Origin of the sequence: Paenibacillus sp. SZ31, from assembly GCF_012912005.1 — a bacterium.
Taxonomy (GTDB): Bacteria; Bacillota; Bacilli; order Paenibacillales; family Paenibacillaceae; genus Paenibacillus.
In genome coordinates this window covers 242679-265948 of record NZ_JABBEA010000006.1, presented here as the reverse complement: position 1 = coordinate 265948, position 23270 = coordinate 242679, and the positions used below count along the sequence as shown (strand labels likewise).

General features: G+C 46.5%; 21 protein-coding genes. 10 read left to right on the top strand and 11 right to left on the bottom strand.

Going from position 1 to position 23270, the window contains the following annotated elements; all coding sequences use genetic code 11:
* The first annotated feature begins 149 nt into the window (after positions 1-149).
* The 3 genes from cdaS (at position 150) to HF638_RS14940 (ending at position 4330) form a co-directional block, all read left to right on the top strand.
* The gene (gene cdaS / locus HF638_RS14950; protein ID WP_169480903.1) at positions 150-779 is read left to right on the top strand and encodes a sporulation-specific diadenylate cyclase CdaS; all 630 of its coding nucleotides are present in this window, start codon (positions 150-152) and stop codon (positions 777-779) included.
* Positions 780-915: 136 nt separating this feature from the next.
* Positions 916-2022: a Glu/Leu/Phe/Val family dehydrogenase gene (locus HF638_RS14945; protein ID WP_169480902.1), complete on the top strand. Its 1107-nt coding sequence runs from the start codon at positions 916-918 to the stop codon at positions 2020-2022.
* A 232-nt stretch (positions 2023-2254) separates the two neighbouring features.
* On the top strand, positions 2255-4330 hold the full coding sequence (locus tag HF638_RS14940; RefSeq protein WP_169480901.1) for a methyl-accepting chemotaxis protein: 2076 nt from the start codon (positions 2255-2257) through the stop codon (positions 4328-4330).
* A 105-nt stretch (positions 4331-4435) separates the two neighbouring features.
* On the opposite strand, the gene HF638_RS14935 is transcribed toward HF638_RS14940, so the two are convergent.
* From HF638_RS14935 to HF638_RS14920, 4 genes are all read right to left on the bottom strand, one after another.
* Positions 4436-5008 carry a nitroreductase family protein gene (locus HF638_RS14935; protein WP_248278146.1) on the bottom strand — a complete coding sequence of 191 codons (573 nt, stop codon included), beginning with the start codon at positions 5006-5008 and terminating at the stop codon, positions 4436-4438.
* 6 nt (positions 5009-5014) lie between these two features.
* Positions 5015-6031 carry an ABC transporter substrate-binding protein gene (locus tag HF638_RS14930; RefSeq protein ID WP_169480900.1) on the bottom strand — a complete coding sequence of 339 codons (1017 nt, stop codon included), beginning with the start codon at positions 6029-6031 and terminating at the stop codon, positions 5015-5017.
* 87 nt (positions 6032-6118) lie between these two features.
* A complete protein-coding gene (locus HF638_RS14925; protein WP_169480899.1) occupies positions 6119-7702 on the bottom strand; it encodes an AraC family transcriptional regulator in 1584 nt (527 codons plus the stop codon).
* 63 nt (positions 7703-7765) lie between these two features.
* On the bottom strand, positions 7766-8629 hold the full coding sequence (locus HF638_RS14920; RefSeq protein ID WP_169480898.1) for a LysR family transcriptional regulator: 864 nt from the start codon (positions 8627-8629) through the stop codon (positions 7766-7768).
* A 156-nt stretch (positions 8630-8785) separates the two neighbouring features.
* Here HF638_RS14920 and HF638_RS14915 point away from each other — a divergent pair, with 156 nt between their 5' ends.
* Entirely contained in the window at positions 8786-9847 is a 1062-nt protein-coding gene (locus HF638_RS14915) for an alkene reductase (protein ID WP_169480897.1), read from the top strand.
* A gap of 125 nt (positions 9848-9972) precedes the next feature.
* Complete coding sequence (locus tag HF638_RS14910; RefSeq protein WP_169480896.1) at positions 9973-10341, top strand: VOC family protein; 369 nt, start codon at positions 9973-9975, stop codon at positions 10339-10341.
* A 140-nt stretch (positions 10342-10481) separates the two neighbouring features.
* On the opposite strand, the gene HF638_RS14905 is transcribed toward HF638_RS14910, so the two are convergent.
* Positions 10482-11690: an MFS transporter gene (locus HF638_RS14905; protein ID WP_211175658.1), complete on the bottom strand. Its 1209-nt coding sequence runs from the start codon at positions 11688-11690 to the stop codon at positions 10482-10484.
* A gap of 284 nt (positions 11691-11974) precedes the next feature.
* Here HF638_RS14905 and HF638_RS14900 point away from each other — a divergent pair, with 284 nt between their 5' ends.
* Positions 11975-12553 carry a TetR/AcrR family transcriptional regulator gene (locus HF638_RS14900; protein ID WP_169480895.1) on the top strand — a complete coding sequence of 193 codons (579 nt, stop codon included), beginning with the start codon at positions 11975-11977 and terminating at the stop codon, positions 12551-12553.
* A gap of 97 nt (positions 12554-12650) precedes the next feature.
* Here HF638_RS14900 and HF638_RS14895 read toward each other — a convergent pair whose 3' ends face one another.
* Positions 12651-13775, bottom strand: coding sequence for an LLM class flavin-dependent oxidoreductase (locus HF638_RS14895; protein WP_169480894.1), 1125 nt, complete (start codon positions 13773-13775; stop codon positions 12651-12653).
* A gap of 264 nt (positions 13776-14039) precedes the next feature.
* Here HF638_RS14895 and HF638_RS14890 point away from each other — a divergent pair, with 264 nt between their 5' ends.
* From HF638_RS14890 to HF638_RS14880, 3 genes are all read left to right on the top strand, one after another.
* Positions 14040-15434, top strand: a complete 1395-nt coding sequence (locus HF638_RS14890; protein ID WP_169480893.1) for a helix-turn-helix domain-containing protein — start codon at positions 14040-14042, stop codon at positions 15432-15434.
* Positions 15435-15638: 204 nt separating this feature from the next.
* Complete coding sequence (locus tag HF638_RS14885) at positions 15639-16163, top strand: pyruvate kinase (protein ID WP_169480892.1); 525 nt, start codon at positions 15639-15641, stop codon at positions 16161-16163.
* Between the two features lie 309 nt (positions 16164-16472).
* Positions 16473-16661, top strand: a complete 189-nt coding sequence (locus tag HF638_RS14880; protein WP_248278145.1) for a Spo0E family sporulation regulatory protein-aspartic acid phosphatase — start codon at positions 16473-16475, stop codon at positions 16659-16661.
* A gap of 147 nt (positions 16662-16808) precedes the next feature.
* On the opposite strand, the gene HF638_RS14875 is transcribed toward HF638_RS14880, so the two are convergent.
* From HF638_RS14875 to HF638_RS14860, 4 genes are all read right to left on the bottom strand, one after another.
* Entirely contained in the window at positions 16809-17459 is a 651-nt protein-coding gene (locus HF638_RS14875; protein WP_169480891.1) for an amino acid ABC transporter permease, read from the bottom strand.
* A gap of 84 nt (positions 17460-17543) precedes the next feature.
* Entirely contained in the window at positions 17544-18266 is a 723-nt protein-coding gene (locus tag HF638_RS14870) for an amino acid ABC transporter permease (protein WP_076332614.1), read from the bottom strand.
* A gap of 102 nt (positions 18267-18368) precedes the next feature.
* The gene (locus HF638_RS14865) at positions 18369-19199 is read right to left on the bottom strand and encodes a transporter substrate-binding domain-containing protein (RefSeq protein WP_169480890.1); all 831 of its coding nucleotides are present in this window, start codon (positions 19197-19199) and stop codon (positions 18369-18371) included.
* Between the two features lie 39 nt (positions 19200-19238).
* A complete protein-coding gene (locus HF638_RS14860) occupies positions 19239-19991 on the bottom strand; it encodes an amino acid ABC transporter ATP-binding protein (protein WP_348982109.1) in 753 nt (250 codons plus the stop codon).
* Between the two features lie 455 nt (positions 19992-20446).
* Between HF638_RS14860 and HF638_RS14855 the strand changes: the two genes are divergently transcribed.
* Entirely contained in the window at positions 20447-22060 is a 1614-nt protein-coding gene (locus HF638_RS14855) for a glycoside hydrolase family 28 protein (protein WP_169480888.1), read from the top strand.
* Between the two features lie 151 nt (positions 22061-22211).
* Here HF638_RS14855 and HF638_RS14850 read toward each other — a convergent pair whose 3' ends face one another.
* The gene (locus HF638_RS14850; RefSeq protein WP_169480887.1) at positions 22212-23063 is read right to left on the bottom strand and encodes a helix-turn-helix transcriptional regulator; all 852 of its coding nucleotides are present in this window, start codon (positions 23061-23063) and stop codon (positions 22212-22214) included.
* Positions 23064-23270 lie beyond the last annotated feature (207 nt).

The following is a 23270-nucleotide window of genomic DNA, read 5'->3' as shown; positions in this document are numbered from 1 at the left end:
GGCTCTATTTTGTTTTCCAGACCAGTTACAATAAGACCTTGCTTAACTCATACAACCTTGCTGCTATTGCATATATACCTGCTCCGGAGGGGAAGGTATGGGTACTAATGATGCGGCGTGAAGCCCAACGCAACCAGAGGAGGCGGAGAATGATGACTCAGCAAGCAGACTGTGACAGTTCCTCGATGAGGCAGAAGCTCAAGGCAGATCTGCACCGTGTGGCGGATCGAATGAACATGACGTTATCCCGTTTTGACAATGACAGTGTCTGTCTATTGGGACAATTTGCAGAGATTCGAGCGGAGATTAAGCAGATCGAGGTGCTCGCCTCTTCTTTTTATCTGGATTGTTATCTTTCACCTTTTACCGAGAAGTTTGCTGAATTAACATCAAGCGTACAGCATCTGTCTGACCGGAGATATGGTGCGCTGATTGTGATTGAACGCGAAATTCCGTTGGAGACGATTATCCATTCAGGGGTGGCAGTGGATGCCAGAGTGACGCATGCGCTGCTGGAATCGCTGTTCATTCCCGGTGCGCCTCTGCATGATGGGGCTGTTCTCATTCGTGGCAATCAGATTGTATCCGCTGGTAATGTGTTGCCTTTATCGCAGGCGGAAGTGCATGAACGAAAGATAGGCACTCGTCATCGGGCTGCGCTTGGATTAAGTGAATTGACGGACGCCGTTGTACTGGTTGTCTCCGAAGAGACGGGACAGGCATCATTTGCGGTGGATGGAGATCTGCATCCGATTAATGTGGTTGAGACGTTATCTTAAATGGTAAACGATGCTTCTCTGACATTGCGATGTGATTTTGCACAAACTGGGTATTCATGGGTACAATAGAGGATGGTAATTAAATAGAGAACATTGCGATTGGATCGCAAAAATGGTTGGAGGAGACGGTTAGCACATGAGTTGGTTTGAAGCAATGGAGCAACACGATTATGAGGAACTGGTTCTGTGCCAGGATCGAAATTCAGGTTTAAAAGCAATTATCGCCATACACGACACAACACTCGGTCCTGCGCTGGGAGGCACACGGATGTGGACTTATGCTTCAGAAGAAGCCGCCATTGAAGATGCTCTGCGCCTTGCCCGTGGTATGACATATAAGAATGCGGTATCCGGCCTCAATCTGGGCGGCGGCAAAACGGTCATTATCGGAGATCCGCGGCGTGACAAAAACGAAGCAATGTTTCGGGCGTTTGGACGATATATTCAGGGATTGAACGGACGTTATATCACGGCCGAAGATGTGGGAACGACGGAAGAGGACATGAACCTGATCTATCAGGAAACTGATTATGTGACAGGCATCTCGGCAAGCTATGGTTCATCCGGTAACCCATCGCCTGCAACGGCTTGGGGTGTATATCGTGGGATCAAGGCAGCAGCCAAAGAGGCGTTTGGAACGGATATGCTGGAAGGCAAAACGATAGCGGTCCAAGGTGTCGGCAATGTCGCAATGCATCTGTGCAAATATCTATATGAGGAAGGTGCACGTCTGATCGTTACGGATATCCATAAGGACTCGGTGAAGCAGGCTGTGGATCGCTTCGGCGCGACCGCTGTTGATCCCGCAGACATCACGGGTGTGGAGTGTGATATCTATGCACCATGTGCGCTGGGTGGCACAATTAATGACGATACGCTTAAAACGCTCAAGGCGAAGGTCGTAGCAGGTTGTGCCAACAACCAACTGCTGGAGACCCGTCATGGAGATCAGTTATATGATATGGGCATCGTATACGCGCCTGACTATGTTATCAATGCGGGTGGCGTAATTAACATTGCAGATGAGCTGAACGGTTATAACGCGGATCGAGCGTGGAGCAAGATCGGAGAGATCTATACCAATCTGGAGAAAATATTCGAAAGCTCACGTACCGAAGGTATCGCAACCTATGTTGCCGCAGATCGTCTGGCTGAGCGACGGATCGAACAGATGAAGAATACGCGTAGCACATTCCTGCAGAATGGTCATCACGCACTGAGTTCCCGGAGATTGCGCAAGTAAACATAATCCATTCATCGGATAATCTAAAAACGGTCTGTTAGGTAACGGCAACATCCATTCCAGAGATGGATATTGTCGATCTGACAGGCAGTTTTTTTTTATGCTTTCAAAATATAAAAACAGAAAAACAGTGGCAATTTTTCCCTAATACATCAATTCTACTATGCATTTTTCCGATAAAGTAAATACATCGTTCAGATGGAGATGGTTCAGGGAAATGGGGAGAAGTGGAATGGGGAAAACGGGGGAAAAGCAAGGGATAGGGTATAAGATCAAAAATATGTCGCTTAAAATCAAGCTGCCCATCATGATCAGTGTACTGGTTGTTTTGGTTCTGCTCGGTGCAACGACTACAAGTTATATGATCTCATCTGATGTTGTGGTCAGGAAAAGCAAGGATGAGATTAATGTGATGGCTGACCGCCTTGGGGAAGGGATCTGGACAGCGATGCAGCTTCAGCAACAGATGAGTCATGCGATATCCGTACATAATACTTTCAAAGAACTCTTGGAGTTGCGTAATACCAACGAAATGACAGATGAGACCTTTTTCACAGAGGAGAATCCATACTTCAATAGAGCGAATTCGATTCTCACCGACAGTATATCCGACACGGTAGGCACCAAGCCTGACCTGTTCGTGTTTGATAAGGAAGGAACCATGGTGGCGGGAACCATGCCAGAAGTCATTGGGCAGTCACGGGGAGATCGGGAATATTTTAAGGAGTCTATACAGGGGAAATCCTTCATCAGTGATGCCGTGGTCTCTAAGACTGGCAAAAAGCTCATAATTGTATTCTCTGAGCCCATCACCGATGAAGAGGGCAATATTCTGGGTGTGTTCGCCATGTCGGTGGACAGCAGCTTCTTCCTGGGGCAACTCGGAGACATTAAGATCAATGGTCAAGGTAAAGTTGAAGTGCTGAGCCGAAGCGGCATCATTATGTATGATTCACTGGACCCTTCCGTTGTGGGGAAAACGCTGGAAGGGGACAAGGACGCGATGGGAATTATCGAGGCCAGAGCCACCGACAAAGTGAAGATCACTTCGATGGATCGAGATAATACCTATTATCGTGTGAATCAGATTCCTGGGGCAGATCTCTCCGTGGTCATTATTGACGATTATGACGATATCAAGCGCCCATTAGAGGATATGCAGCGCCAGATGGTTATCGTGACATTGATCGGAATTGCTCTGGCTATTGGTGTGGGATTGTTAATTTCTCGTAGTATTACGAGACCTATCATTCGTCTGATCGGGCTGTTCCAACAGCTTGCTCAAGGGAATCTGACCGTCAAGGCCAATGGTAGATATAACAGTGAATTCAAGGATCTGGCGGAGAGCTTCAATGGCATGGTGGAGCAGAACAGAAACCTGATCACCGATATGAATAGTTCGATCCATGTCCTTCAGGCCAGTACTCAGGAGCTGGAGGAAACATCCAGACAGACGGCAAGATCCATTGATGAGACGTCGGCGACGTCCATGGGAATTGCGAAGGCGATGGAGGCCCAATCCGAAGATACCGAGCAGATTGCAGGCAAATTCAACAGCTTCGGCGATAAAGTGGCTGCCATGAACAGCAGTGCCCAGGATGTGAAGGCGAGAGCAGATGAGATCGAAACGGTATTCCACAACGGGAATGAAGTCGTCAATGAACTGATGCGTATCAATGAGGTGAACGAACGGGAAGTGGAGAAAATCTCGGAAATTACCGTCAAACTTCAAACAAGTTCGGGCAGTATTAGTCAGATCACGGAAGCCATCAGCCAGATCGCCAAGCAGACTAATCTGCTTGCATTGAATGCTTCAATTGAAGCATCACGGGCTGGAGAGCATGGCAGAGGATTTGCGGTTGTGGCTGAAGAGATTCGCAATCTGGCAGAACAGAGTTCACGCCAGTCCAAGGAAATCTCCAGCATTATCGAGCAGAATCTGGCCGATGTCGCCGAGAACAACCAAAGTGTTGCCGAAATTCACACCATCTCTTCCAGACAGGATGAGCTTGTCATTCAGACTCGTCAGGCATTTGATGTGATTTTGGAGAAAGTGACGGTCATTAATCAACAGATCGCCACGATGGCAGGACAGATGCAAGAGATGTTGCAGAACAAGGACGACGTACTGGAGTCAGCACATAGCTTGTCGGCTTCAGGAGAACAGGTATCTGCATCGGTTGAAGAAGTAACGGCAACCATGATGGAGCAGTCTTCGACGGTACAGCAGTTGGCGAACATGGTCGATACGATCGATCAATTGACGCAAAAGCTGGCCGAATCGGCCGCAAGATTCAAGGTGGAATAAGCGTTAGTTGAATGTGATATAGAGGGAAAGAAGACAAAAGGCACACGTTATGAGTGCTTTTGTCTTCTTTTTTTATGATCTAGATTCAATAAGTTCCAAGTCCATTTAGTGATCAATGAGATGCAACAGTTGAGTGAGAGGCGTGCGAGGTTTGGGCAAGGGCTGATCGTCAGTGTTAAAATATCCCATGTGAAGTGTACCGACTATTTTTTCCTCTGATGTCACACCAATGGCTTCACAGAATAGTGGACTTTCGTTGAAAGGACTTGTCTTCCAGACGACACCAATTCGTCGTTCCCAGGCGAGCAATTGTATGTTCTGAATCAGTGCCGAGGTTGCAGCAAAAGCCTCTTCCCACGCTTTGGAGGGCAGGTTGGCTGCCATGACCACAACCAGATGCACAGGCGTCTGTGTACAATAGGCAGTTCTGATTTGTTGTCCGTACTTTGCTACAAATTCAGGAATGCGTGTACTCAATACAGCGCTCGCGAATGTTTCTCTGCCCTCATTCATAAACAGAATGAAACGCCAAGGTTCCTTTTTGGAATGAAAAGGGGCCCATATCGCGTCCCCCAGAATCTCATGAATCGTTTCCAAGGGAATGGGTAGACCATTAAATTCCTGAATCGTACGTCGTTCAATCACGGCCTGCCTAAGATTTGTTTTGGATTTCATCATGTCCCCTTATAACTCGAAGGAAGCAGCGATCTCGTCAATAATTTTGCTAAGACCGATGGGACCGTATCCTGCAAACCACAGGTTGGCATCACCGATATATACATGATCGTTCTGGACTGCATTCAGATTGGCCCAGATGGATGTATCGGTGATGTTATGAAGTGCAACCTTGTTTTCTTCACCTGGACGAAGAATGATAAACAGTCGATCCGGGTTCAGCTCAGGCAGAATTTCCTCGGAGATTGCCACATTCCATGATCCCTGGAAATCTACACTGTCTACTGAAGCAGGGGTTAATCCCAGTGCACCAAACAGAGTGAAGTTATCATCAGGTTTAATCAACTGAAGCTGTTTATCCTGTACTCGCATGTAGGCCACCGTTTCGCCTTTGGCTTTTACGGCAAGCTCATCATGGGTTAGGATCACTTTGGCATCATAGGCATCTTTGACCTCCTGGGCTTCTTTTTCTTTGCCAAGCACGGTTGCCGTTTCCATGAATCGCTCCCAGTCTCCTTTTTCTTCATTATCGAAAAGGATCGTTGGAGCAATCTTGGATAGCTGCTCATAGTTTGCTTCATTTAAAGTTTTGGAAGCTAGAATGAGATCCGGCTCAGCCTGGAGCAATGCTTCAAAATTGGGAGACTCGCCGGAACCTACGGCAGTGGTATCTTTCATCTGATCTGCCAGGTATTCAGGGAATCCGAGATCGTTATACGTTACCATGGCTGTCGGTTCAATGCCCAGAGCGAGTAATTGATCTGCAAAGACGTAGAGCATACCCGCAATTTTTTGGGGTTCAGCAGGAATTTCGATATCCCCTTTGATCGTGGAGATGGTGCGGGTATTCTCGCTTCCCTGTTCAGCGGTTGATGGCTCTGACCCATTGGATTCAGGTGAAGCGGAGTTCCCGCTGTTCTGGGAAGTTCCGCAGCCTGCAAGCATGCTGCATAGAAGAAGAATGGTTATAAGGAATCGTCCTGATTTGAAAAAGGTAGAGAAGCGTTGGTTGTTAGGTAAAGACACGTTGTACACACCCTTTAACTGATTTTGATTATCATTATCAAAATAATTATAGGTGCATTCCAAATCGTAATCCATGGATATTCCTGTTTAATGCATGGACGTTTGGCTCAGGAACAATTGACTAACCCGATTCAGAAACAGATCATGGGCCAACGAAGTATAACAGGAGTACGGGGAGGAATCTCCTAATTCATAGACTTGATTGGTACGAACCGCCTCCCATTGCTGCCAGATTGAATTTTGCATAAGCGACGCTACAGTGTGCGTACGCTCTTCTGCGTCACCACTTGTAAACAGAATGAAGTGTTCAATATCAGACTGAACCAGCTGTTCCAGTGACATTAATCGGGAATGGGATACGTGGTTTAGGGCTTGGGGTACGGATAACTGCAAATCATCATAGAGTACCGTACCCAGATTACGGTTGCCGTAGACCCGGAACTGTCCATCCTCGTATTGCGCAACAGCCACAGGACGGTCATCCATGGCATACTGTATTCCGGAGATTTTTCGGTTGATCGATAGATCATAACGTTCCAGCCATTCCTCGGCAGCTGTTATTTTACCCACAGATTGAGCAATGGAATACATCTGTTTACGCCAATCTCCTGCAAAAGATACGGTACAGGTGGAGGCAATATGCCGGAATAATTCGGCTTTTTTGGGCTCTTCATAATCGGTACCTTCATACCCGATGATCAGTTCCGGGTGTGCGTTCATTAATAGTTCCAGATCAGGCTGATCTCTGCCTACTTGAATCACATTTTTGAATTCATATGATGTTCTATGAGCCGGATTAATCAGTGCCGCATAAGGCTCAATACCAAGGGCAAGCAGATGTCCCGTATATGGATGGGCAAGTGAAGCGATACGTGTTACGGAGCGATGCTTTTTAATATAGACCATGGGAGATAATCCGGTGGTTGCTTTGAATTTTCGGCTGAAATAGAATTCATCCTCATACCCGACCTGGCGGGCTGTTTGTTTGATCGTGTTGTCCGAGGCCAGTAGCAGATCACCGGCTTTCCGGATGCGTACGGCGTTCAAATATTCGATAGGGCCTTGTCCAAATATTTTCTTAAATAATCTGGAATAACGGGTGACACTCAATCCAGCTAATTCAGCCAGTTTTTCGCGTGTAAAGCTATCGTGATAATGTGTATTGATATATTTTTGGCTCTGTCGTATCGCTTCCATGGCGGTACCTTCCTGGGATTTTTGCTTCTTTTGCTTCAATAGGAGAAGACACAGTTCCTGAAAGAGGATCTGACGTGCCATTCTGGCCCAGGGATCTTCCTTCTGCCCACCTTCATGGATTTGAATGGCGAGAACGGGAGCTGAGGGAGCAACAACGGCCATGAATTCAAGATGTGGATCAATAACCTGCTGCATGCTGCCATCTGGATCTTCGTTGTAGACATTGTAGGTTAAGGTGACACATTCAAAATCAGGCTGTACCTCGGTAGTTGCGTTACAGGTGTGAGAAGGTGGGACGGAAAGGACTTGAGGGGCGCATAGGGAGATGATTTTGTCTTCGACTTTGACAGTTAAGTTCCCTTTGATCACAACAAGCAGCGTATGATGTGGACAGGATGGAAAGGACACTTGTTCTGCATTGTTGTCGACACGCCGGGCATCAATGAGCCTATATAAAAGATTCGTGAGTTTCATCTGATCTTCTCCTGACTGCTGTGAATGTACATACTATACTGCTGCTTATAAAAGTTATCTATATCAAAACGTAATGCACTTCTGATTCAGCAGCTTCATGAATTGATCCAGCGCACTACTGACATAACGATCCTCACCGCGGACAAAGGTTGTCGTGGTATGTGTAAAACGATCTGCCAGCTCGAATACGGAGAAATCATTCGGTTTCTTGTGAATAACGCTGCACGGCATAATGGTAAATGCGATTCCTGACTCCACACAGCTAAGCAGGTTTTCCATCGTACTCACTTCGATGATATTACGAGCGGACAGCCCCTCTTCCTGCAAAAATTCTTCGGTTATTTCACGATACGGGCAGCCCTCGGGGAAAACAACCCACGATACTTGGCACAGGCTTTCGGGTGGTGCATCTGTCTTTTTGGAGATGATATGAACGGTGTCCTGCATCTCGTACTCCACCTTCAAACCTTCCTTCACACAAGCCCCGCTGATAAAAGCACCATCAATTTCATAGTCCTGTATTTTCTTGCGCAGTACTTTGGGTGAAGTGGCGTTGACGAGTGAGATGGACACTTTCGGGTAGGTTATTTGATATTCATTCAGAATTTCTATAAACCGGCTCGATGCTGCCGTTTCCACAATGCCGATTTTCAGCGTGCCAGAAGGCTCCCCGGGATCGGTCATATCCTGCTTCAGATCGTGCAAAAGATTGTGAATGCGCGTGGCGTACTCAACAAACTGTTCTCCTTTGGAGGTCAGCACAACGCCTTTGGGAAATCGGTTGAACAGCTGTATCTGATATTCCTGCTCCAGTTTTTTGATGCGTGTGGTGACATTGGATTGCGCGTAATTCAGTTCTTTGGCAGCCTGTGAGATTTTGCCTGAACGTGCCACCGCGAGAACAATATTAATATCGGAAAGTTCCATGCTATGTCCTCCTGGACGTGGATTAACTTCAACTGCTTCAGCTGATGCCGATGTTAGGTATCTCTCGGAGAGATACAACTATATATTTCAATCATTTTACGATATATTAGGGTCGCCTTACAATATCCTTAATGACGAAGAGAGTAGGGATATGACATGGATAACATGAATACACGTTCAACATTATTGAGCCCAGTGACGATTCATCAGTGGCAATTAAGGAACCGAATTGTGATGGCGCCGTTGACCCGGGGATTTGCTGATGATCAGGAGGGGACCGTCACGGATGAGATGGTGGCCTATTATGAGCAGCGTGCGCGAGATGGTGTGGGGCTGATCATTACCGAGGGCATTAACCCGAATCTGGAAGGCAAAGGCACTTACGGCATCCCTGGTTTATATACAGATGAACAGACGATTTCTTGGAAAAGGGTAACGGCTGCTGTCCACAGCCATGGCGGCACGATTATTGCTCAACTATGGCATGTCGGCAGGTTGTCCCACTCCGATCTGATCGGAACCGCTCCATTGGCACCCTCCAGCCTTGCGGCAGAGGGAAGAGTTCATAAGCTGCATAAGCCGTATCAGGTTCCTCAAGCGATGAGTGCACAGGATATAGCGGATACAATTCAGCATTTTCAGACGGCCGCTCGCAATGCGGTTCTGGCAGGGTTCGACGGGATCGAGCTACATGCTGCGCATGGGTATCTGATCGACCAGTTTATCAATGAGAAGACCAACCACAGAACAGACAAATACGGAGGAGACACAGCGTGCAGATTGCGGTTCTTGCGGGATATTATTGTGGCTGTGAAAAAAGAGATCCCTGTGGATCGCATATCGGTACGATTCTCTGAGAAAAAGGATGATGATGCATCCTATGCATGGATGGACAAAGCCGGAATGATCGATGCATATCTGAACTTGTTCCGCGAGACGGGAATTACGATCTTGCATCCCTCAACAGATCAATATACGAAAGCGTGGGAAGGGGAGCAGTCCTTTCACGAGCAGATTCGAAGTCTGTGGGACGGAATCATCATTGGTGTAGGGGATTTGGATGTTCAGACCGCGGAGCACGCTATTGGCAAGGGAAGCATAGATCTGGTTGCGTTCGGCAGACCGTTTATTGCAAACCCCGATCTGGTGCGTAAATTGCATGCCGGTGAGCAGTTGGTGGAGTATGATGCGAATACGCATCTGCCCGTGTTGGTGTAAGAGAGAAACCGAGTAAAAGAAGAAATCAAAGAAATCAAAAAAATGAAAGAACACTACTGACATACTGTTGGCAAGAGCGGTCTTGTATGATCAAGATATACAAATACGAAGGAGGACATTACATTATGTCAGCAATTGGACCGGATTTTATTTCACTTCAGGTTAGCAATCTTGAAAGCTCTGCCGAATTTTATCAAAACTATCTCGGACTGGTACGCTCACAGGCGGGACCACCTCATGCGGTGGTCTTTGAAACAAAACCTATTGCATTTGCTCTTCGTGACTTATTGCCAGGAACAGAACTTGGTTCAGGTAATCAGCCAGGACTTGGTATCGCTCTGTGGCTTCATGCCCCAGATACGCAAGACATCCACGACAAGCTTGTTGCAGCAGGTGTAAAGATTACATCTGCCCCAATAGATGGACCATTCGGGCGAACCTTTACATTCTCCGATCCAGATGGGTACCAAGTTACCCTTCACAGTAAAGCCTAATACGCTAATGTATCCATCTTAATAATAGTGATAACTTCCTGTCACAGGGAGCCAAGCGATGAGTACAACATGATGGGCAGATTGATCCTCTGGATCAATCTGCCCATTTTCCGTCGCTCGAAATTAATGACATATTCATTCTATTCACTGCTGATGACTACGGCTTTCTTTTCCGTAAAGTAATACACCAGAGCGAGCAGTGGCATGATTAGGCCAATCAGTGTTGTGAGACTCCAACCTCCATTAGCATAAGACCAGCTTCCGAGAGAGGAACCAATCGCACCGCCGACAAAAAAGATCGACATGAATATACCATTCACACGTCCTCTCGCTTCACTTCCTAAGGAGTAGATGATGCGTTGACCCAGCACCAGGTTTCCTGAGACAGCCATATCCAGTGTGATCGCCACGATCACAAGCAGGATCAGTGCTAACGTGGAGTGGCTCTGGAACACATAAGCAAGACCGAACGAAGCAACAGCGATCACCATGGCAGCACCCGTCAGAATACGTGTTAGTCCGCGATCAGCAAGTCTCCCGGCAATGGGAGCGGCAATAGCACCTCCGACACCAGCCAGTGCGAACCAGGCAATGCCTTGCTGTGACATGTCAAAATCGTTAGCGAGTCTGAGCGGAACCGTAGTCCAGAATAAGCTGAAAGCACCAAACAGACTGGCCTGATAGAACGCCCGACGGCGTAGCAGAGGCATCGTTCTGAACAGTGTGCCCAAGGATACGATTAATTGGCCGTATTTTAAGGTGGGTTCAGGCTTCCGGGCAGGAAGAGCACGTGACAGAAGCAGCATTAGAAGTGTTATAACAATGGCGGAGAATACAAAGACTGTCTGCCAACCGAAGAGGCTGGTGATGAAGCTTGCGACAGGACGAGCCAGCATAATGCCTAACAGCAGACCGCTCATTACATTGCCGACGACCCGCCCGCGTTGTTCCTCGGACGTAAGATACGTCGCATAGGGCACCAGAATCTGAGCAACAACAGAACCTATGCCAATGAACAGAGAGGCGGTCAGAAATACAACAGCCGTGGACGAGAAAGCCGCAGCAATCAGGGCAACGACCAGTACGATGAGGAAAAGCACGACCAGGCGCCGATTCTCGGTAATGTCACTGAGCGGCACGATGAACAACAATCCAATGACATAGCCAATCTGTGTTAACGTGACAATCAATCCGGCAGCGGCAGAAGACAGACCCGTTGTAATACTGATCGGTCCGATAACGGTCTGAGCATAATACAGGTTTGCCACAATCAATCCACAAGCCGATGCCAATAAGAAAATAATCCAGGTGGGCACAGGTGCCTGCTTCACTTGTTGTCTCATATCCATCGTAATCAACCTCCATAATTATAAATTGGTATTCCCTATAAACAAGTGATATTTAAAAACGCTAATTACTAAACGTTGTGTTCACTAATTACAAACATATAATAAACTAAACGTTTAGTATTGTAAATAGGCATTACATAATTCTAATGAAACTTTAAATGAGAACGAAAAGGTAAGCGGAGTATGAATTGTGTGTACTCATCACTGTTTAGTATAATGAACGTATCGTTTTTATGAATATTACTGATGATGATATATATGTATTACAACCAGGAGGGCTCAAAATGACTGCAAAAAGAGGACGTCCGCGGAACATGGAAACCCAGAATGCCATTCTTACAGCGTCGTACGAGTTGTTGTTGGAGCACGGATTCGGGACAGTTACAATTGAGAAGATTGCTGAACGTGCACAGGTAAGTAAAGCCACTATCTACAAATGGTGGCCTAACAAAGGCGCCGTCATCATGGACGGATATATGTCTGCCGCAACGGCAAGATTGCCAGTACCGGATACAGGCTCGGTATTGGAAGATATACGCATACATGCGAGTAATCTGGTTCGTTTTTTGACCAGTCGTGAAGGAAAAGTGATTACGCAGATTATTGGGGAAGGGCAGTCGGATGAAGGGCTTGCCGAAGAATACCGCACAAGATACATCCAACCACGTCGGCGTGAAGCGCGGGGAATTCTGGAGAAGGGTGTGGAGCGCGGCGAATTGAAGAGTGGGATAGACATTGGATTGTACATTGATCTGATCTACGGACCACTGTTCTATCGCATGTTAGTGACGGGTGAAGCGATGGATGATGCATTTGTAGATGTGTTGCTCAGTTCATTGTTTGAAGGTATTCAGTCCAAGTAGTTACAGGGAGAGCTGCGATACAAGTGGGGGGAAGAAGGAAGAGGGCGATTCGTAGGAATCACCCTGGAAGGAACACGTGTATATTGTGCGGGGGGAACTAAACCTGGAATATAGGTGAGATGGCTGTGGGCCATGATTCTGTAGCATTAGAGGAAAGGAAGGATGAGTGCTGGGTTAACACCGGGGGTTCATTCCATACCGAACTGGGCAGTTCGCGGCGTAATACAGGGGCCACTTCCTTGGCAAAACGCTCCACTTGCTCCAGCTGCTCGCTATGCGTCAGTCCATCTACGCTGATACTCAGTACCTGATGTCCGTAAGCGGCATGATAATCCAGAATTTTCTCAATGACCTGCTCTGGACTGCCGATCAACACAGGACCTCGTGCGATGTTATCCTCAAGATCGGTAAATGGAGACTGGTTATGCTGTGCAGCGGCACTGGCATGGAACGCTTCATAGTATGGCTTGTAGCGGCGGATGGCTTCTTCACCCGTATCGGCAAGATAGAGACTGCCGGCACCGGAGCCAATCACTGCCTGCTGCGGATCATGACCATAATAATCGAGGCGCTCCCGATAATGATCAATTAACGCTTTATATTTGGCCTGAGGGTGAAAAGAGTTCGACGTGAAGAGCGGCTCACCATATTTGGCTGCGAGTTCGGTCGAGACCGTGCTGGACGCGCTACCATGCCAGATCGGGATGGATTGCTGAAGCGGTCTTGGCCACGTGGTTACTCCCTCAAGAGGAGGGCGATACGTTCCCTGCCAGGTTACATTCTCTTCAGACCACAGCCGTCTTAGCAGATGATAGCGTTCATCGAGTGAATCCCATTGTTCCTCTTCGCTTATACCGAACAGCGGATAGTGCCGAGGGTCATTGCCTTTCCCGATGATCATCTCCAGCCGTCCGCCCGATAATTGATCCAGCGTGGCATAATCCTCGGCAACCCGGACCGGATCAAGTATACTAAGAACAGTAACGGTGGTTAGTAACCGGATGCGTGTGGTTGCTGCGGCTATTGCGGTTAATACGACAGGCGGCGAGGAAGATAGAAAAGGCGCACCGTGTCGTTCACCGATTCCATAGGCATCGAATCCGAGTCGTTCAGCCAGCTTCGCTTGCTCTAATATATTGTGGAATTTCTGCTGAGTCGTCAGAGCTTCCCCGGTTACTGCATTAGGCAGATTCATCATGAGACTAAACAAGGCAAATTTCATCTGACCTTCTCCTTGAACTGAATTGATAATATCTGTGTCGTATAATCCTATTGAAATAGTAGGATATGTAAGTTGAATTAAATGTATCACGTTCTCACGAATTCTTCTAATGGATTTTTTCTATAAGCAGGAATATTCAAGCTTCCAAGCATTCATGTGAAGGAAATTGCCACGATTTTTATTGACCGCTGTAAAATTTAGGATTAAAATTGTACATATCATATAAATTCAAAATTATGGATTTTCATTGTGGAGGTGGGATACATGGAACCTACAACTACGATACGCTCATATATTGAGGACTACATCAGGAAACAGGGATATACCCTGCAGTATTTTGCCGATATATCGGGGGTTAACGCTGGAACGCTTAGTGCAATTATTAAGGGGACTCGGCCCATCGCTATGGCTCAACTGGATCTGATTACCCAAGGCATGAAGCTGGAAGAGGGGTATTTCTACGAGGTTTATGGGGCTGAATGTTTCGTGGAATCGGCACCCCATTGGAGAAGACTGGAGCCGTTCCTGCAGCGTTGTGCTGAATTGGACAAGTTGGAATGTATTCAGAAGGTTATCCAGCAAGTGACGGATGATCGCTCGTATATCTCGGAGTTGTTCGAGATGGCGGAAGGCATGCTTGAACGTGGACAGACGAAGGCTGCACGGATGTTGTACGAATGTGTGGCGGAATGTGAGAAGTATCAACACTCGGAGCGTCTCGCTCTATGCCAATATCGCATTTTCACGCTATCTCTCGGTCAGGACCAGCATGAGAATCTTCGTGCGGCCGTGCATTTTGAACCGTATATTAATCGGCTGGATGAGGAACGGCAACTGGATGCGATAAGGGAGTTAGCTAATACATACAATGGGTTATGTCATTGGGACAAAGTATTCCAGTTAGCTGATGAACTGTTGCAACGGGTCAAATTTTTGGAACAATACAAAAACAAAAAAAAGGGATTGGAGTTTATTCGAATCTCCAAACACCCGTTATTTACTTATAAATTTTATGCCTACTTATTAATGGCAACAGTATGGGGAGAACGTAAAGAGTATGAAAAAGCATTAGAGTATACTTCGTTTTATTCAAATATTGTTATTGAAGACCCAACTTCAGAGGATCAACTCTTTATAAAGCGGTTTACAGATTGGGCTGAAGTTAATACCTATTTGTATAAATTGATGACAGGGGACTATGATTCACTTAACTCCTATCTCGACTTTATAGAAGCGAATGACAATGAAACTCTTCTTGGACTTGTCAAAGTTATGGAAGCAGCTAATTTGTATCAACTGAATGTTGACCACGTTCTCAAAAGGTTTGATTTGTTTATTCATATGTTATTTGATGATCGTAACTATGAGAGTAGTTATATTACTCAGATAAAAGATGATCGATACACTAAATTTTGGGCAGAATTAGCATTCTACCAGTTATCGAAAGCAAGGTATCATGAAGGATTCAGGAATCTGCTTACTTGTTTGAGTAGTGCGCACAAGATCAAGGATGACTCAACTATAATTTATTGTGTGAGTTTATTTGAAGAATTTAGAACACAGGCTTCTGATTCAATAGAGTCTGAATATAAAAGTATTATCAAGGAGGTTTATGGTCGATATGAGAAAAAAAGCAATGTTAGCGTTAACGCTATTTAGTTCTTTCATTATGTTTTCTAGTATTACAGGTGGTATAAACAATATTATAAATCTGGTTTTCAATCATGGTGCAGGTGGCTATTAGTAGATTTTGATAAGTAGTTAAAAGTTTTTACTAACATGCGTCTTATTTCCGGAACTGGAGATGGGGCGCTTATTTGTAATGTCCATTAGATCTTTCATTAACGAAAAGAGGATTCTCCATTGCAGATTGATATACAGAAGCTTTATGACAAATATATAACGTTAAACATTCCTAATCCATTCACTTTAGAGCAGATCCATGAACGACTGACAGAGAAATACTACGCTGAGAAGGTAGATTTAGAAGAGTTTTCCGACTTGCGTAACGACCCTTATGCCGGATTTGATCAGGCGGTTGCAGCTTATGTATTTAAGGATGAGAGGGGAACTAAGCAGTTAATTAGCCTGAACAAGGATGAAGATATCCATGAGCCACTAGAATTTGCATGGATAATCGGATCGACTGTACAAGGGTTTTCATATTTATTAATGCTTGAAATCAGCGTATTTTATGGAGTGGAAGAGAGCGAGGTGATTCTGGGTAATCAACGTTTTGAGGAATATCTGATTTTGCTCTATTTAACAGGTCATATTGAGTTTGAGAATGACCGCTTCATTGGTCCGTTAAGTTCTCGTTATCGCGAGGGCTACAATCTTCGTTATTTTGGTATCCAGAACGGTTCTGATAATTATCTATATGAATAGATTACTTTCTGATAAAGTTATTAACTTTTTTGGAGAGAAAGGTACCAAAATACGTGAGGCAAAAATGATAATATGTCCATGGTTCACTTTGGTGTTAGTTGATTATAGCTTTCTTGAATACGATATGTAGACATGCTATAAATTTCTTTGCCCACATCTTGTATAGATGAGGAGACTTCATGTCTCTATGCAAAATGCTTGATGTTGAAAGTATCTCTATGTAAATAAATATTTTATTCTGCAAAGGAATAAAATATGAATTTTTTGGCAATGTATCCTAAAATGTTATACAAAGAGGGGGTGCATGCTGTGGGTGAACCGGTGCAGATCACAGATAAAATCGAACGGAACAGGCATGAATTGAGTCGTTTGGCGGAGAATCATGGCATGCAAGACAACAAAGTCCTTCAACAATCCATGCTATTGGATGAACTGATTAATGAGTATAATCGTTTTAAATATAAGAGCCGATTTATGAATAGACAACCGATTGCATGATGCAGTCGGTTGTTTTTATTTAGAGTATGCGGAGCAAAGTTGAAATGGGAAAAAGGCTCGGTTCTGAGCTTAAAAGCCAATAGAGCTAATAAAGACAAACAAGACTCCAAAACCACGTTGAAGTGGGGTTGGAGTCTTTGGACTGTCTCAATTCATTCGTGCCTCAAGTCGTCTTGCGACAATGGACAGCGCGTAGTTGATGACAAAATACAATACGGCTGCAAGCAGCAAGGCCGGGATGATGTAATCGAAACTTTGACCGCCAAGGATCTGCACGTTGTGCATCAGCTCCGGCAGGGAGATGATGATCGCCAGTGATGTATCCTTCAGGAGTGAGATGAACTGGCTGACCATCGGTGGGGACATGCGGCGTAGCGCCTGTGGCATGATAATACCACCGAGAGTCTGCATGTAGCTCAGGCCCGAGGAGCGGGCAGCTTCCACCTGGCCACGCTCAACGGACTTCAGACCGCTACGGACGATCTCGGCGATCATCGCGCCTTCGAACAGACTCAGTCCAACGACCGTGGACCAGAAGACGGACATTTTGATCCCGAGTTGTGGAAGTACGATGTGGATGAAGAAAATGATGAGCAGCAGCGGCAGATTCCGGATCGTATCCACGATCACCGCCACGATCTGAGATAGAATAGGGATACGGGTAAACCGCACCGTTCCTAGCACGGTGCCGAGCACGAAGCTGAATACAATAGATAGCCCTGCTACCTGCAGGGTAATCAGGAATCCTTGAAGCAGGAAACGAAGGTTGGGCCAGGCATAGGCCCCGCTAAAGTCCATATTTCATCAGCCTCCTTCTCTGTGCAGGAATGAAATATCAGATATATCTCCCAAAAAATCTGTGCCGAGAAAAGGGTCAATCTGTTACATGGTGACCTGACCTGCCGGTTTGTTTTTCTTTGGTTTGCCCTTGGTGCTACGCGCCTCTGCATCGCTCTGACCGAACCTGCGCTCCATATAATGCACCAGGAAGCTGAGTGGTAGTGTCAGGACCAGATAGAACAGGGCAACAATGGTGTACACACTTAGCGGCTGGAACGTATCCGAGTTAACGAGGTCGGCAAAATACATGAGATCCATGCCAGCGACGACGGCAAGAATAGATGAGTTTTTGACCAGGTTGATGAATTGGTTACCAATGGACGGCAAGACAATCTTGATGGCCTGGGGCAGAATGATCAGGTTCATGGCCTGTACATAGGACAAGCCTGAGGATCTTGCTGCTTCCAGCTGTCCACGCGGTACAGTCTGAATGCCCGCTCGGATCGCTTCGGCAATGAAAGCGGCGGTATAGATGGTCAGACCCAAAGTACCGGAGACAAATCCATCCAGCGAAATGCCAAGTGCAGGCAGTCCGAGATAGAAGAAAAATACAACCAACAGCAGCGGGATGTTCCGGATAAATTCCACAAAAGCCGTACCGATCCAGTTCAGTGGTTTCACAGGGGATATCCGAAAGATGGCCAGGATTGCGCCAAGGATAAAACTACCGATCAGAGCCATAATGCTCACTTGAATGGTGTTCAGGAAACCTTCCAGGAAACGATCCGAGTGTCGCATCAGTACGTTGAAATCCAATGTGCCCATATAGGCGAACCCTCCGTTCTCGAGATGTAGAAACGGCGATTACGCCTGCTCATGCATCGCATCCAGCAGACGAATTCGCCGCTTACTCATCATTAATCGGGGTTACTCGGGCTTCGCGCCCAGCCATTTCTCATGTAATGTGTCGTATTCCCCGCTGTCTTGCAAGCTTTTGAGCAGTGTGTTGACCTCTTCAACGAAGGCAGTGTCGCCTTTGCGAATGGCCATACCATAAGGTTCACTTGTGAAATTACCACCAACCAATTGGAAGCTGTTATCTGTCTGTTGCATGCCGATGAGGATGATGTTATCTGTGGTCAGCGCTTCGCCTTTACCGGCTTTGAGAGCGGTGAACGCGTCCTGATAATTATCGAATTCAAGCACCTCAGCATCGGGAGCTTTCTCGCGAATGTTCTGAGCGGATGTGGAGCCTTTCACCGCGAGCACTTTCACACCGCTGAGACTTTCCAGGCCAGTAATCGCACTATCATTTTTCACGAGCAGGGATTGGCCTGCTTCAAAGTAAACGTCACTGAAATCCACCTGTTCCTTACGCTCATCTGTAATCGTCATCGTGGCGATTATGATGTCGATGTCTCCGTTTTGCAGCATGGGAATACGCGTCTTGGAAGTGACCTCTTTCAGCTCGACCTTCGTTTCATCTCCGAGGATCTGCTTGGCAAGTGCCTTGGCGATATCAATATCGAACCCCTCAACGTTGCCACTTGCGGGATCTTTCAATCCGAATAGCTTCGTATCATATTTCACACCGGCAATGAGTTTGCCGCGCTCTTTAATCTGCTCAATCGTGCCTTTCGCCACGGCGTCACCACCACCGCTCGCCGAAGGTGTATCTGTACCTGTGCTACAACCAGACAATACAAGCGAGAGAATGAGGACAAGCATAAATGATGGCCATTTCAATAATTTCTTCATGAATAAAGACCCCTTTCAAAATGGAATAGTGGATTATTCTCAATGATGAATCAGACGGCTCAGGAATTGCTGTGCCCGTTCTTCTCTGGGGTTGTCAAAAAATTCAGCGGCGATGGCCTCTTCTACAATTCGGCCTTCGTCCATGAAGATGACCCGGTCCGCAACTTCGCGGGCGAATCCCATCTCATGGGTAACGACGACCATGGTCATGCCATTATGGGCAAGGGAGCGCATAACATCGAGGACTTCCCCGATCATCTCGGGATCGAGTGCAGAGGTAGGTTCGTCAAAAAGCATGATTTTGGGCTCCATGGCGAGTCCCCTGGCGATGGCTACCCGTTGTTGCTGTCCACCGGACAACTGGGAGGGATAACTGTCTGCTTTGTCAGCAATGCCCACCCGGGTCAGATACTTCATTGCTGTTGATGCTGCCTGTTCTTTGGGTTGTTTGCGCACCTTCATGGGTGCAAGGGTAATGTTATCGATGACTTTTTTGTGAGGATAGAGATTGAAGTGTTGAAATACCATGCCGATGTCACGGCGGAAGAGGTTAATGTCCACCTTTTTCTGATGTAGAGGGATCCCACTGACGACAAGTTCACCTTCGGTAATGGTCTCCAGGCGATTAATACAGCGGAGTAATGTGCTTTTGCCGGAGCCGGAAGGTCCGATAATGACGACGACTTCTCCTTCTTCAATGTGAAGATGGATATCCTTGAGGACATGAAAATGACCGAAATGCTTTTGGACACCCCTAAATTCAATCAAGAGTACACCCCATCCTTTCTGCAACGTTTGTGTGGAAAAGGAATAATAAGGAATTAATTGAAACTAGTTATTTAATCATACATAGTCATCCTGCTTCTGGCAATTGGTTTGTGATAAAACATGACATAAGTAATGGTCTTTCTAGGGCTATAGCCAGTAATTGTGTTATATATCTGTCATGTTATTAAATCTCTTGTGACGAATCCTGACAGAAAAATGAATCTAATCTCCTAGTTATTTACCAAACTTTGGAATAGGTGTATAGAGTATACTGAAAGTGATGTTTGATTTATGACTCTGATCAACAAAACAAATACCATGAAGTTCTAACCGTACATGGCAAAAAAGCTCAACCCTGTGCATCCTGCCATTGATATGATGGAGCGGAGAGCACCCGTCTGAACGTAAAAAAAGAAGGTCGTAGCGAAATATTGATCCCATAACGATTCCATTACAGGTAGAGAGGATGATTTTGCACGATGAATACATATCACTCCCCAATGTCGACAGGAGCAAGTGCTCAGTCCGATGTTCGAGCTTATGAAGTTAATTTGCCTGTCATTCCTGCTCAGGATTTTCAGCTTACAGACTATGGTGCTATTGGAGATGGTGTAACGGATAATACGGAGATGTTCCGACTCGCTATTGCGTCATGTGCCGAAGCAGGAGGTGGCAGAATCGTTATTCCTGCCGGGGTATGGCTTACAGGCCCGATTGTAATGCGCAGCCGTATCGAACTGCATGTGGAAGCAGGGGCACTGGTTACATTTAGCCGTGATTTTGATCAATACCCATTAATTGCATCAAGCTTCGAAGGCTGGCAGGTCGTTCGTTGCCAATCTCCGATTGATGGTGATCAACTGGAGGATATTGCGATTACAGGCGAGGGGATATGGGATGGAGGCGGTGAAGCCTGGCGTCCGGTGAAACGCTCCAAAATGACGACTTCACAGTGGAACCGATTGGTTGCTTCGGGTGGCGTTGTTGAGCAATCCGATGGAGTTGAAGAGATCTGGTGGCCGTCCGCATCTGCACGTGAAGGCGGTACCATTGCGAATCGTTTGCATCAGGAGCAGGTACGTGATGTGGCATCTTATGAAGAAGTCAGAGACTTTCTGCGCCCTAACATGGTCAGCTTGCGCAGATGCAAACGGGTACTGCTGGACGGTCCAACGTTCCAGAACTCGCCTGCATGGAATCTGCACCCATGGGCATCTGAGCATGTAACTATTCGTAACGTGAGTGTACGGAATCCGTGGTTCTCACAGAATGGAGATGGGCTGGACATTGAATCCTGCCGTCATGTGGTGGTGGAGCAGAGTGTATTCGATGTTGGCGATGATGCGATCTGTCTGAAATCAGGCAAGGATGCCGAAGGTCGTGAGTTGGGTCTTCCATCGGAGTACATTACCATTCGGAATTGCACGGTGTATCATGGGCATGGCGGTTTCGTGATTGGCAGTGAAATGTCCGGCGGCGTGCGGCATGTGCGTGTGTCTGATTGTACGTTTATCGGAACCGACATTGGACTTCGCTTCAAAAGCGCACGTGGACGCGGCGGGGTGGTTGAGGATATTCAGATTGAGCGCATCTATATGAAAGATATCATTATGGAAGCTATTTCATTTTCCTTTTTCTATGCGAATCAGGAAGGGTCTGCTCGGGGCAGTGATCTGTCTCAGGAAATTAGCGAAGAGACGCCAGTGTTCCGGGATATTCGAATATCGGATGTGGTCTGTGCCGGTGCTGACACTGCGTTGCTCGTAAGTGGGTTGCCGGAGCTGCCTTTGGATGGCGTTAGAATCGAACGCTACAACGTGCAAGCCCGCAGTGGTATCCAATGTGCTCATGCAAAACATCTGCATATCGCTGAATTACATGCTCAGATCATAGAAGGTCCGCTGATTCATTTGCATCAGTGCAAAGGGGCAGAACTGGAAGATATTAAAGGCAAGGGTGCAGATGGTCGCCTTCTGATGGTGACCGGACACGAATCTGCAGGCATTATATGTCGTGAATGTGATGCCGACACAGACGGCCGCCAGATCTCTGTTGGTCCTGAGGTACGAAATGGTGTGATCATTCGCAGGTAAACGTTATGTAATAAGGTTTATACAAGTTGGTCATATTCAGCCATAGTGGTGTAGCCATCGATCCAGTAATCATGGTGCTTCTCGATATAAGGGGGCGTATTCTCTGGAGCAAGGCTACCCACTCGGCTTCTATATGATAATATCTAATGATCTACCGGTGTTCCTTGCGATAGCGCAGCGGTGTTGTACCGGTGACCTGTTTGAATGTTTTGTTAAAATGAGCCGTATGCTCGAATCCTACCTTCTCTGCGATCATTTGTACGCGCTCTTGTGTGGACAGCAATCTTCGCTGTGCCTCCCGGACACGAACAACACGCAAATATTCGCTAAACCGAAACCCCGTAAATCGGCTGAACATTCGGCTCAGATAGGATGGGCTGATATAAAAACGATTCGCTGCACCCTCTAGCGTAAGTGGTTCGGTATAGTTGTTATTTACATAAGTGACAATTTCGCTGATTTTGTCCTGCATCGGATGCAACGGACCTGGGCATGACTGCCGGATGATCTCTTCTACCCGATGAATACGGATCAAAAGTTGGGCAAGCAGACTTCGTACCGCGATCTCATAGTGAGGACGGCGCTCTTTGCACTCTTGCAGCATCTGCCACAATATGCGCTCCATCTCAGGCTGTTCCGCTTCAGGTAGGCGAAGGAGTCTTGAAAAATTAAAAGGCAACAGCCCACATATGCCGAGTTCCATCCCCGTCGCAAAAGCAGGCGAAAAACCGATTAGAATCCGTTCGAATCCGGGAATGCTTCCTTTGGAGGTGGTATGTACATCGTGTGGATTAATCAGAATAAAATCACCCTTACGGGCAGACAGAATCTGACCATTCATGGAATAGACCCGCTCTCCTTCAAGCAGGTAATACAGTTCGTAGAATGGATGAGCGTGAGGCTGTGGCATACCGTTTCCATCATGTCTGCGCATATGTTCAATGGTAAATGAATGTTCCCCGATTCGATATTTGGGCCCAATTCGATCCTCTATGAGACTCATGGTACAGCACCCCTCTGCTTCACGGATTAACAACGATATCCATATCATAACGGAAAATCCATCTTTTTGTAAACGCTATCATTGGAAATGAAATATTTCTTTAATCCTATCGTTAAATACCAGGAGAACGAATCTGGCATGGCCCATGTGCGCTGTCAAGGTGACAAAACTTGAATGATGTTTTAGAGTAGGGAGAGAGAGGCAAAA